Annotated in this window: 10 protein-coding genes; 5 read left to right on the forward strand and 5 right to left on the reverse strand. The window is 39.7% G+C overall.

Annotated features, from left to right (window positions below):
- Positions 1-167 precede the first annotated feature (167 nt).
- The 5 genes from lpdA to ampD form a co-directional block, all read right to left on the reverse strand.
- Positions 168-1,595 (reverse strand): dihydrolipoyl dehydrogenase, encoded by a 1,428-nt coding sequence (gene lpdA, locus ABN236_RS10685; RefSeq protein ID WP_075670832.1) that lies wholly within the window; start codon positions 1,593-1,595, stop codon positions 168-170.
- Between the two features lie 200 nt (positions 1,596-1,795).
- Positions 1,796-3,664 carry a pyruvate dehydrogenase complex dihydrolipoyllysine-residue acetyltransferase gene (gene aceF / locus ABN236_RS10690; protein ID WP_349473948.1) on the reverse strand — a complete coding sequence of 623 codons (1,869 nt, stop codon included), beginning with the start codon at positions 3,662-3,664 and terminating at the stop codon, positions 1,796-1,798.
- Positions 3,665-3,676: 12 nt separating this feature from the next.
- On the reverse strand, positions 3,677-6,343 hold the full coding sequence (aceE, locus tag ABN236_RS10695; RefSeq protein ID WP_349473949.1) for a pyruvate dehydrogenase (acetyl-transferring), homodimeric type: 2,667 nt from the start codon (positions 6,341-6,343) through the stop codon (positions 3,677-3,679).
- 163 nt (positions 6,344-6,506) lie between these two features.
- Positions 6,507-7,277 (reverse strand): pyruvate dehydrogenase complex transcriptional repressor PdhR, encoded by a 771-nt coding sequence (gene pdhR, locus ABN236_RS10700; RefSeq protein WP_075670940.1) that lies wholly within the window; start codon positions 7,275-7,277, stop codon positions 6,507-6,509.
- Positions 7,278-7,602: 325 nt separating this feature from the next.
- Positions 7,603-8,145, reverse strand: a complete 543-nt coding sequence (gene ampD, locus ABN236_RS10705) for a 1,6-anhydro-N-acetylmuramyl-L-alanine amidase AmpD (RefSeq protein ID WP_194950939.1) — start codon at positions 8,143-8,145, stop codon at positions 7,603-7,605.
- A 211-nt stretch (positions 8,146-8,356) separates the two neighbouring features.
- Between ampD and ppdD the strand changes: the two genes are divergently transcribed.
- The 5 genes from ppdD (at position 8,357) to zapD (ending at position 12,814) form a co-directional block, all read left to right on the forward strand.
- Positions 8,357-8,800 carry a prepilin peptidase-dependent pilin gene (gene ppdD, locus ABN236_RS10710; protein WP_349473950.1) on the forward strand — a complete coding sequence of 148 codons (444 nt, stop codon included), beginning with the start codon at positions 8,357-8,359 and terminating at the stop codon, positions 8,798-8,800.
- Positions 8,801-8,914: 114 nt separating this feature from the next.
- The gene (locus tag ABN236_RS10715; RefSeq protein ID WP_349473951.1) at positions 8,915-10,015 is read left to right on the forward strand and encodes an ATPase, T2SS/T4P/T4SS family; all 1,101 of its coding nucleotides are present in this window, start codon (positions 8,915-8,917) and stop codon (positions 10,013-10,015) included.
- On the forward strand, positions 10,012-11,211 hold the full coding sequence (locus tag ABN236_RS10720; protein WP_349473952.1) for a type II secretion system F family protein: 1,200 nt from the start codon (positions 10,012-10,014) through the stop codon (positions 11,209-11,211). Before ABN236_RS10715 ends, ABN236_RS10720 begins: the two co-directional genes overlap by 4 nt.
- A gap of 234 nt (positions 11,212-11,445) precedes the next feature.
- Positions 11,446-12,069: a dephospho-CoA kinase gene (coaE, locus tag ABN236_RS10725; protein ID WP_088494939.1), complete on the forward strand. Its 624-nt coding sequence runs from the start codon at positions 11,446-11,448 to the stop codon at positions 12,067-12,069.
- Entirely contained in the window at positions 12,062-12,814 is a 753-nt protein-coding gene (gene zapD, locus ABN236_RS10730; RefSeq protein ID WP_102949476.1) for a cell division protein ZapD, read from the forward strand. Before coaE ends, zapD begins: the two co-directional genes overlap by 8 nt.
- Positions 12,815-12,825: the final 11 nt, after the last annotated feature.

The following is a 12,825-nucleotide window of genomic DNA, read 5'->3' on the forward strand; positions in this document are numbered from 1 at the left end:
AGTTCGTTTAGTGATTGGTTTCATTACACTCTCCAATTTCAGATTGGAAAAGTGTCAACCTTATTCAGGACGGGTCAAAGACATAAAAAAAGAGCCAAGTTCTATAAAGAACTTAGCCCTTATCATTTAAACTACTTCAGTAAACTGTTTTTCAGTAAACGAGTTGCTTATTTTTTCTTTTTCGCTTTTGGATTTGGCAGGTCAGTGATACTACCTTCAAATACTTCCGCAGCCATACCGATTGATTCGTATAACGTTGGGTGAGCGTGGATAGTTAATGCGATATCTTCAGCATCACAACCCATTTCGATTGCCAGACCGATTTCACCTAACAGTTCACCACCGTTAGAACCAACAATTGCACCACCGATAACACGGTTAGTTTCTTTGTCGAAAATCAGTTTAGTCATACCATCTGCACAATCTGATGCGATTGCACGACCTGATGCTGCCCAAGGGAAAGAAGCCACTTCATAGCTAACGCCTTTCTCTTTCGCTTCTTTTTCAGTCATACCAACCCATGCAACTTCGGGTTCAGTATAAGCGATTGATGGAATAACTTTAGGGTCGAAGTAATGTTTCTTACCAGAGATAACTTCTGCTGCAACGTGACCTTCGTGGACACCTTTGTGAGCCAGCATTGGTTGACCAACGATGTCACCGATAGCAAAGATGTGAGGTACATTAGTACGCATTTGTTTATCAACATGGATAAAGCCGCGATCATCAACTTCGATACCTGCTTTACCTGCGTCTAACAGTTTACCGTTAGGTACACGACCGATAGCAACTAATACTGCATCGTAACGTTGTGGTTCTGCTGGGGCTTTTTTGCCTTCCATTGTTACGTAGATGCCATCTTCTTTTGCTTCAACCGCAGTTACTTTGGTTTCTAGCATCAGGTTAAATTTCTTGCTGATACGCTTGGTAAATACTTTAACCACGTCTTTATCAGCAGCAGGAATAACCTGATCAAACATTTCAACTACGTCAATCTGAGAACCCAGAGAGTGATAAACCGTACCCATTTCCAGACCGATAATACCGCCACCCATAACCAGTAAACGCTCTGGTACAGTTTTCAGTTGCAGTGCATCTGTTGAATCCCATACACGTGGGTCTTCATGTGGAATGAATGGTAATTCGATTGGACGTGAGCCGGCAGCAACGATTGCATTATCAAAAGTGATGGTAGTTGTACCTTCAGCACCTTCAACAGACAACGTGTGAGAACCAGTGAATCGTGCTTCGCCATTAACGACAGTCACTTTACGGCCTTTAGCCATACCCGCTAAGCCACCAGTTAACTGAGAAATAACTTTATCTTTCCAGATGCGAATTTTGTCGATATCTGTTTTTGGTGCATCAAATACAACACCATGTTCAGATAATGCTTTCGCTTCTTCGATAACTTTAGCAACGTGGAGTAACGCTTTAGAAGGGATACAACCCACGTTCAGACAAACACCACCTAAAGTAGAGTGACGTTCCACTAAAACTGTTTCTAAACCTAAGTCAGCGCAACGGAACGCCGCGGAATAACCCGCAGGGCCTGCACCGAGAACCACTACCTGTGCTTTAATTTCAGTACTCATCGTGACCTCATTATTTATTTGTCCGGCGAGTCAGACGATAATCCATATTTAACACCGAGACTTACATACCGCATGCAGTTTACAGAAATGTTAATAAACTGAAAAGCGCTCTAACATGACGGATCTCACAACCTAAGATGTATGACTGTAAAATCCATCACTGTAATCAGAGAAACCGGCGCTAAGCACCGGTTTTAAAATTACATTACCAAACGACGTAAATCGCTCATGTACTGATTAATCAGAGTGATGAATCGAGCACCGTCAGCACCATCGATCACACGGTGATCGAAAGATAATGACATTGGTAAAATCAAGCGTGGTACGAATTCTTTGCCGTTCCATACTGGTTTCATAGAAGAACGGGAAAGTCCCATAATCGCAACTTCTGGTGCGTTAACGATTGGTGCAAAACCGGTAGTACCGATACCACCAAGGCTAGAAATAGTGAAGCATCCGCCTTGCATATCTGCTGCTGTCAGTTTACCTGCACGCGCTTTCTTAGAAACTTCAGCTAACTCATAAGACAGTTCGATAATGCCTTTTTTGTTAACATCTTTGAAAACAGGAACAACAAGACCGTTCGGTGTATCTACAGCAATACCGATATTGATGTATTTTTTCAGGATCAGTTTCTGTCCATCTTCAGAGATAGAGCTGTTAAAGCGTGGCATATCTGCCAGTGCTTTCGCTGCAGCTTTCATTACGAAGACTAACGGAGTGATCTTAACATCCAGTTTTTTCTTCTCTGCTTCTTTATTTTGCTGTTTACGGAATTCTTCAACCTCAGTGATATCTGCTTCATCAAACAGATTTACGTGAGGGATCATCACCCAGTTACGGCTTAAGTTAGCACCAGAGATTTTCTGGATACGGCTTAATTCAACTTCTTCAATTTCACCAAACTTGCTGAAGTCAACTTTCGGCCAAGGTAACATGCCTGGTAATCCGCCACCTGCATTAGCTGGTGCTGATTCAGCACGTTTAATTAACTCTTTCACGTAAGACTGAACGTCTTCACGTAAGATACGACCTTTACGACCAGTACCTTTTACTTTCGCTAAATTCACACCGAATTCGCGCGCTAAACGACGAATAACAGGTGTTGCATGAACGTAAGCGTCATTTTCAACAAATTCTTCTTTCGCTGCTGGCGCAGTCGCTTGTGCTTTAGCAGGTGCTGCTGGTGCAGAACTTGCTGGCGCTGGTGCGGCTGCTGCTGGTGCTGCTTGAGCAACTGGTGCTGCACCGGCAACTTCGAAAGTCATGATCAGTGAGCCAGTTTTCACTTTGTCGCCCACTGCAATTTTGATCTCTTTAACCACACCTGCAAATGGTGCAGGAACTTCCATCGAAGCTTTGTCACCTTCAACAGTGATCAGTGATTGTTCTTCAGAGATGGAATCACCTACTTTCACCATCACTTCAGTCACTTCAACTTCGTCACCGCCGATATCCGGAACATTCACTTCTTTCACAGCAGATGTTGCTGGTGCAGATGCCGCTGGTGCTGGTGCTGCTTGAGCAACAGGTGCGCTACCTGCAACTTCAAATACCATGATAAGAGAGCCTGTGCTCACTTTATCACCAGTTGCGATTTTAATTTCTTTCACAACGCCAGCAAATGGAGCTGGAACTTCCATAGAAGCTTTATCACCTTCTACAGTGATCAGCGATTGTTCTTCAGTAACGCTATCGCCCACTTTTACCATCACTTCGGTAACTTCAACTTCGTCACCGCCGATATCTGGTACATGAACTTCTTTTAATTCTGCCGTTGCAGGCGCTGCGGCTGGTGCAGGTGCTGCGGCTTGAGCTGGTGCTGCTTGCGCGGCACCCTCTGCTTCAAAAATCATGATAAGAGAACCCGTTTGGACTTTGTCGCCCACGGCAATTTTGATCTCTTTAACCACACCCGCTTGTGGTGATGGGACTTCCATAGAAGCTTTGTCGCCTTCTACGGTGATTAAGGATTGTTCTTCCTCAATGCGGTCGCCCACTTTCACCATCACTTCGGTGACTTCAACTTCATCAGCACCGATATCTGGGACTTTAATTTCAATAGACATTCACTTTACCTCTTACGCCAGACGTGGGTTTACTTTTTCAGGGTTGATGTTGTATTTATTGATTGCTTCTTCAACAACCTTCACATCAATCTCACCACGTTTAGCTAATTCACCTAATGCAGCAACAATCACATAAGAAGTATCAACTTCGAAGTGGTGACGCAGGTTTTCACGGCTATCAGAACGACCGAAACCATCTGTACCTAATACGCGGTAATCATCTGCTGGTACATAAGTACGAACTTGTTCAGCGAACAGTTTCATGTAGTCAGTAGAGGCAACAGCTGGCGCATCATTCATAATTTGAGCGATGTAAGGTACACGCGGTGCTTCAGATGGGTGTAGCATGTTCCAACGTTCACAATCTTGACCATCACGAGCCAGTTCAGTGAATGAAGTTACGCTATAAACATCAGAACCAATACCGTATTCAGCAGACAGGATTTGTGCTGCTTCACGAACGTGACGCAGAATAGAACCTGAACCCAGTAACTGAACTTTACCTTTCGCGCCTTCCAGTGATTCCAGTTTGTAGATACCTTTACGGATACCTTCTTCAACACCGGCTGGCATTGCTGGCATATGGTAGTTTTCATTCAGTGTAGTGATGTAGTAATAAACGTTTTCTTGTTTATCACCATACATACGCTCTAAACCGTCTTGCATGATTACAGCAACTTCATAAGCGAATGCTGGATCATAAGAGATACAGTTAGGAATAGTCAGCGATTGAATATGGCTATGACCATCTTCGTGCTGTAAACCTTCACCGTTAAGTGTTGTACGACCTGAAGTACCACCTACTAAGAAACCACGAGCTTGTTGGTCGCCCGCTGCCCAACATAAGTCGCCAATACGTTGGAAACCAAACATTGAGTAGTAGATATAGAATGGGATCATTGGCAGATTGTTAGTGCTGTAAGATGTTGCAGCGGCTAACCAAGATGCGCCAGCACCCAGTTCGTTGATACCTTCTTGCAGAATTTGGCCTTTAACGTCTTCTTTATAGTAAGCAACTTGCTCACGGTCTTGAGGCGTATATTGTTGGCCATTCGGGCTATAGATACCGATTTGACGGAACAGACCTTCCATACCGAAAGTACGTGCTTCGTCCGCAATAATTGGAACTAAACGATCTTTGATAGATTTGTTTTTCAACATTACGTTCAGAGCACGAACGAATGCGATAGTTGTTGAAATCTCTTTAGATTGTTCTTCCAGTAATTGGCTGAAATCTTCCAGTGCTGGGATATCCAGTTTTTCTTCAAAACGTGGACGACGAGCTGGCAGGTAACCACCTAAATCCTGACGACGTGCATGCAGGTATTTGTATTCTTCTGAGTCTTTATCAAAAGTAATATAAGGCAGGTCTTTGATTTGCTCATCAGCAACAGGGATACTGAAACGATCACGGAAATGGTGAACGCCATCCATGTTCATTTTCTTAACTTGGTGAGCAATGTTTTTACCTTCTGCCGTTTCACCCATACCATAACCTTTGATGGTTTGAGCTAAAATAACAGTTGGTTGGTTTTGAGTGTCTTTTGCTTTTTGGAATGCAGCAAAGACTTTCTTCGGATCGTGACCACCACGGTTTAATGCCCAGATTTCATCATCAGTCATATCTTTAACTAATGCAGCTGTTTCTGGGTAACGATTGAAGAAGTGCTCACGAACATAAGCGCCGTCACGAGATTTAAATGTCTGGTAGTCACCATCCAGAGTTTCATTCATTAATTGAATGAGTTTACCTGAAGTGTCTTTACGCAGAAGCTCATCCCAACGATCGCCCCACATTACTTTGATAACGTTCCAGCCAGCACCCGCGAAGATACCTTCTAATTCGTTAACAATTTTGCCGTTACCTGTAACTGGGCCATCAAGACGCTGTAAGTTACAGTTAATCACGAAGCACAGGTTGTCTAATTTTTCGCGAACTGCGATGGTGATAGCACCTTTAGATTCTGGCTCGTCCATCTCGCCATCGCCTAAGAACGCATAAACAGTTTGTTTAGTCGTATCTTTTAAGCCACGGTGATTCAAATATTTCAGGAATTTAGCTTGGTAAATTGCAGATAGTGGTCCCAGACCCATAGAAACTGTTGGGAACTGCCAGAATTCAGGCATTAATTTAGGGTGCGGATAAGAAGATAAACCTTTACCACCAATTTCTTGACGGAAGTTGTTTAATTGATCTTCAGTTAAACGACCTTCTAAGAATGCACGAGCGTAGATACCTGGAGAGATATGGCCTTGGAAGTAAACTAAGTCACCGCCATCAGTTTCATTTTGCGCGCGGAAGAAGTGGTTAAAGCACACTTCATATAAAGTTGCAGAAGATTGGAATGACGCCATGTGTCCGCCGAGTTCCAAATCTTTTTTGGATGCACGCAGAACCATCATTACTGCGTTCCAGCGAATAGCAGAACGAATACGACGCTCTAATTCCAGATTGCCAGGGTAAGCGGGTTCATCTTCAGCAGGAATGGTATTGATATAATCACTGTGTACAGAACCGCCTAAAGCGATATTAAGACCACCATTACGGGCTTGTTTTAATACCTGATCAATCAGGAACTGTGCACGCTCAACACCTTCTTCACGGATGACCGAGTCGATCGCTTGTAACCAGTCGCGAGTTTCGATCGGATCCACGTCATTTTTCAGCATATCTGACATGGTGTATTCCTTATCTGTTATCTGTTTTTAATGGTTATGGGAGCCTATCTTCCCGTTATACCCATCTGATATGACGGGAAGATAGGCCCTGCTGTTATTACCGCTTCCCCTGAAAATCACAGGGCGATAGGTAGTACAGATTCAGCGGTCAGGATCTGTGCTACTAAAATAAATCAGGATGTTGTTGTAGCCGGCGCAGAGAGCGCTCACGGCGAGTATGTTCACGACTCATATCCAACAAAACATCTTCAATAAAGGCCAAATGGCGATGTGATGCTTCACGCGCAGCTTCTGGCTCTCTATTAATAATAGCCTGATAAATCTGACTACGATGCTCACTTACTGCTGTTAGCATCTCTTTACGAGTGTAAAGAAACTCAAAATTCTGGCGGATATTTTGCTCAAGCATCGGCACCATGCATCGTAATAGATGCAATAACACGACATTATGAGCAGCTTCCGTGACAATTAATTGATATTGCAATACAGCTTCAGACTCAGCGGCTAAATCACCCTTTTCATGGGCTTTCAAAATGCAATCATGGCTAGCTTTGATACGATCAAGATCTTCGTCAGTACCACGTAATGCAGCGTAATATGCGGCAATACCTTCAAGTGCATGACGAGTTTCTAAAAGATCAAATTGAGATTCGGGGTGCCCGCTAAGTAGTTGAGCTAAAGGATCACTAAAACTTTGCCAGAGATTGTGCTGAACAAAAGTACCACCGCCTTGGCGACGGAGTAAAAAGCCTTTAGCTTCTAACTTTTGGATAGCTTCACGCAATGAAGGGCGAGATACATCAAATTGCTTCGCCAGCTCACGCTCAGGTAAGAGTTTTTCTCCTGGGCGCAGAGTACCTTCTAAAATCAGATGCTCAAGCTGTTGCTCAATAACATCAGAAAGCTTAGGTTGGCGGATTTTTGTATAAGCCATATTGCTGGAAGCCATTATTGGATAACTATTACCTTAGTGATTGAGTTGTCAATTGGTAATACCAATTTAATATAACGGATAATAAAGTAACAAAGTATTCACTAACTGTCCATACAGTTGTTGAGCGAAATCATAAAAACCTGCAAATTTTAACAAATTATTTTAAAAATTCATCAAAAGTGATAACTAGATCGCATTATCTAGAAACGTTAAAAATAAATTTTTTAACGTTTTTTAAACACATAAACAGTCAAACTGAAGCGTGACAGCAATATTATTTTGAATTTAAATTCACATTAAATGGCTTTAAATTCATTTAAGGGGGTTATTTTGTTAACAAACTGCGGTAATAAGCCCAATCAAAGTGAGGCCCCGGATCGGTCTTTCTATTTGGTGCAACATCACTATGCCCGGTAATGTTCTCTTTAATGGAGGGATAAAGAGCAATAAGCGATTGAGTTATCTTCACTAATTGTTGATATTGTTGCTGGGTAAAATCGCACTCATCAGTACCTTCAAGCTCAATACCGATTGAGAAATCATTGCATTTTTCTCTACCTTTATATAAAGAAACGCCAGCATGCCACGCTCTTTCAGTAAAAGGCACATATTGCACAATTTCTCCATCACGACGAATAAGACAATGAGCCGATACTCTTAAGTTAACAATCTCACTAAAAAAAGGGTGATCTCGCTCTGATAATGTATTGGTAAAAAGCTGGTCAATATAAGGTCCACCAAATTGCCCAGGAGGCAAACTGATATTATGAACAATTAATAAAGAAGGAAGCTCACCTTCAGGCCTCTTATCATGATTAGGTGAAGGAACCTGTCTAGCATCGATTAGCCAACCCTGTTTAATTTCCACATCAACCCTCTTTTATTTTGTTTTAGTCATTATCAATAACTTTATTAACTCATACTCATCAATAAATGCGAACTTTCCCTCAATAATAAAGGTTAAATATGTATATCTCCTTTTTCTTTTCGATATTTTACTCAAACTTTATTTTATCTATTCGCCAATAAAGTCCTTTTTTTTCATACTTCTAGTGTCTATTACTCAAGGAGGACGCTAGATGAATGTACTTAACTATCACTCTAATGAAAATGGTTTTACCCTTATGGAGCTTATGATTGTGATTGCTATCATCTCAATTTTAAGCTCAGTTGCTATTCCCGCCTATCAAGGTTATATCCAAAAAGCCGCATTAACCGATGTCTTACAAACACTGTCACCTTATCGTTCTGGGGTAGAATTATGTCGTTATGAAAACGAACCTCAACACTGTAATTCTGACTCCTCTTTTATACCGCAACAATTTCGTAGTCGATATTTATCCGATATAAATGTGTTACACAGTGTGATTAATGCAACGGGGAAAGCACAACTTGATGGTCTGACAATCACAATGTCGTTAGAGAACGGAATTAACGACCTTGTTCCAGTATGGAAAACACAATGTTCTACAACAAATCTTGCGTTACAAAAACAGTGCCGTGAGATTTTAAAATCATATTAGTGCTTTTAAATATAAAGGAGCACTCATCTTGAGTGTTCCTATTACGCACTTTAAACATTGAAGACAACATTAAATACAACATAGATAAATCAAAAAGTAATAAAGAGGTGAAGAATGGATATCGCACACTCTGCAACAGAATTTATTGAGCACCTATTACGTACAAGTATTTTAAAACGCGTCTCTGATTTGCATATAGAGCCTCAACAAATCAGTGTAAGAATTCGAGCTAGAATAGATAACCATTTATATCTATTTTCACCACCTCCAGATGAGTTTTCTGAAGAAATAGTGACTCGCTTAAAAGTACTCGCTAACTTAAATATTGCAGAGAAGCGATTACCTCAAGATGGGCAATTTAATTGGTCTTATTATGAAAAAAACTATTCAATACGAATTGCAACACTTCCCACGTTGTATGGTGAAAAAGTGGTTTTACGGCTTATCAATAATTTACAACAACCGAAATTAAATCATCTGGGCTTTCAACCCTCACATTTAACGCTATTAAAGAAATATTTAAATTTGCCACAAGGAATGATTTTAGTTACAGGGCCTACGGGAAGTGGAAAAACACTCACACTATATAGTTGTTTACGTTATTTAAATAAAGAAAACCTAAATATAAATAGTGTTGAAGATCCTGTTGAATTACCTTTAAAGGGCATTAATCAAACGCAGATTTCTGAAAAATCAGGGATCTCATTCACGACAATATTACGAGCATTACTACGCCAAGATCCTGACATTATTATGGTAGGTGAAATACGTGATCAATCTACTGCCGAAATGGCAATAAAAGCAGCACAAACAGGGCACCTTGTATTATCAACCTTACATACTAATTCGGCTTCATCCACATTAATGCGTCTATATAACTTAGGGATTGAAAAAGATCTTATTCATTCCTGTGTTAGCTTAATTATTTCACAACGGCTAGTTCGTTGTTTATGCCCACACTGCAAAATATGTCTATCCGATAAACAGCATATAAATATAAATAAAGAAATGGTCGAATTACCAAACTGGCAAGCGGTTGGTTGCCAGCAATGCTGTTCAGGCTATAACGGAAGAACGGCTATTTATGACTGCTTTGAGCCTTCAAAACAAACACCTTCATCCCCTTATCATTTACTCTATTCTGGCTTTTCATTAATTAAACAAGGAATAACGACACTTGAGGAGGTTTATCAAACACTAGGAGATATTGAATGAGATTACAGCTAATTTATCGCTATGATGCATTAACTTATCAAGGAGAATGGTGTACTGGAAAAATACTTGCATCCTCTAATAACGAAGCATTTATTAAACTAACACAACAACAAAAACTCCCCATAAAAATACGTTTATTTAAAATTGTTTTATTTCAAGATACTGATAAGCAATATCGGATTCAATTATTCGAACAATTAGCTCTATTACTTCATTCGGGTTTAGCGCTTCTTCCCGCATTAACACTATTAAAAGATGAATGCCGTTACTCACATTGGCAATGCGTATTAGAAGATATCATTTTCAACTTAATGCAAGGAGGTTCTCTTTCTAAACAATTAACTCGCTACCCACTTTATTTTCCAATCTCATTGAGTCGTTTTATTTTTATTGGTGAAGAAAGTGGAAAGTTAGATGAAGTTATTACGCTTCAAATAATACAATTAAAGAAACATCGAGAGATTGTTAAAAAAATCAAAAAAGCCTTTAAATATCCAACCTTTTTACTCACCGTATTAATTTTGATTACCAGTATTATGTTGCTTTATGTTTTACCTGAATATCAGTCTTTATACAGTGCTTTTAATACAGAACTTCCTATTTTAACACTCACCCTAATTACTTTTTCGCAATGGCTTGCTGATTATATCAATATGATAGTGTTTATCTTTATAGGATTAATCGTTGCTTATCGCGTAATTCGACACTCTTTTTCACTATTGTATTTTGCTGAACAAATCTTTTTTCTTCATATTCCTTATTTAGGTAAGCTTTTAAAGTATCAGCAATTACACCTTATTTTTCAAATAATCAGTATCACACAACAAGCCGGATTACCTTTATTACAAGGTTTAAAAATAGGGACAGAACAACTTACACATCCTATTTATAAGCGAGTACTTTCTCAAATGAGCGACCACATTATGCAAGGTAAATCGTTGAGCTTATTTATGAAAAATGAACCTCTTTTTACGCCTATCTGTTATCAATTTATCATTTGTGCAGAAAACTCAGGACAATTGCTCTACTTTTGCCAGCAATTAAGTGATTGGTTTTATCATCAACTCGATGAGCAATTAAATACCATTAGTGCTTGGTTAGAGCCAATACTGATGACGGTCATTGCATTGATTATTGGCACATTAATCATTGCTATGTATCTTCCTATATTACAGTTAGGTGATACTATACAGTGAATCACAAATTTTATGAGTAACATGCTGTTACTATATGTTGTACTAACTTATTGATTGATGGTAATTCTATTACGCATTATGAGGTAGGATGTCAGGGTAGCAGAAAATCATCTATCATAATAACCGAATAAAACCCAAATATTGCGGTTATTATCTTGTGATAAAAACAAAATTAGGCTTTAGAATACCTAGACTAATAGTAAATTTTAATTCATTAAAAACAGATAAACACAAATGGCTTATACGGTTGCTCTTACAGGCGGAATAGGCAGTGGTAAAACTACCGTTGCTAATGCTTTTGCCTCATTAGGTGTACCGCTTGTCGATGCTGATGTTATTGCTCGATTAGTGGTAGAGCCTCAATCTTTAGGATTAAATGCATTGCATCAGCATTTTGGTGACTGCATTTTGCTACCCGATGGCTCATTAAACCGAGCACAATTGCGCCAGATTATTTTTGAAAATAATGAAGAAAAAACTTGGGTTAACAATCTTCTTCACCCATTGATACAGCAAGAGACTCAAAGACAAATACAACAAATCAAAGCGCCCTACTTTATTTGGGTTGTTCCATTATTAATTGAAAATAAATTAACGCATCTCGCCTCTCGTGTTCTTGTTGTCGATGTTACACAAGAAGAGCAAATAGAAAGAACCATGAAACGAGATGGTGTCAGTCGAGAGCAAGTTCTCAATATTTTAAAGGCTCAAGCTCAAAGACAGGAACGATTAGCCGTCGCTGATGATATTATTGAAAATCACGATAATAGCCAAAATATGATTGGAAAAGTTAAGCAACTCCATCAGCATTACTTAGAATTAGCTCAACAAGCGTTACAGGACAATTGCCATGAGTGATGACATCACAACAATCATCTTCGAACATCCCCTCAATGAAAAAATGCGTTCATGGCTTAGAATTGAAAACTCATTGATTCAAATTAACAGTTTTCGTGCAATTGATTCATTACCCACAGCACTCTCGTTTTTCCGTGCGATATCAGAATTTATTGAAGTCCTTGATCGTGGTGAAATCCGTGCTGAATTACTTAAAGAATTAGAAAAAAGACAAAAAAAATTACAGCAATGGCTTTCATTTCCTAATGTTGATAAAGCGATTGTCACTCAGATTATTGATGAACTAGCTGAAAATGCAGCCGTACTAAGTAAAGCACCTCGCATTGGTCAACATTTAAAACAAGATAAAGTCATTAGTTTAGTCAAACAGCGTCTAAGTATTCCCGGTGGATGCTGTAACTTTGATGTGCCAGCCTTACATTTATGGTTAAGCTTACCTCAAGCAACTCGTGATGAAAGATTACAAAGCTGGCTGACGGGTTTATTACCATTACAAAATGCATTAAATAGTTTGCTCATGCTTATTCGCCAATCAGATACATTCAAGCCTGCTCTTAGTCACCGTGGTTTTTACCAAGACAGCGCTGAAGAAGGTGAATTGCTACGTCTTAAAATAGCCATTGATCACCAAATCTATCCTCAAGTTTCAGGGCATAAAAATCGCTATGCGATCCGCTTTTTACCACTTGATAGCGAAAATGGAACCGTCCCTCTAGAGCTACCTTTTGAGATCGCTTGTTGCTAACATTATGTTTA

It is taken from the genome of Proteus sp. fly-1013 (assembly GCF_040140245.1).
Taxonomy (GTDB): Bacteria; Pseudomonadota; Gammaproteobacteria; order Enterobacterales; family Enterobacteriaceae; genus Proteus; species Proteus mirabilis_B.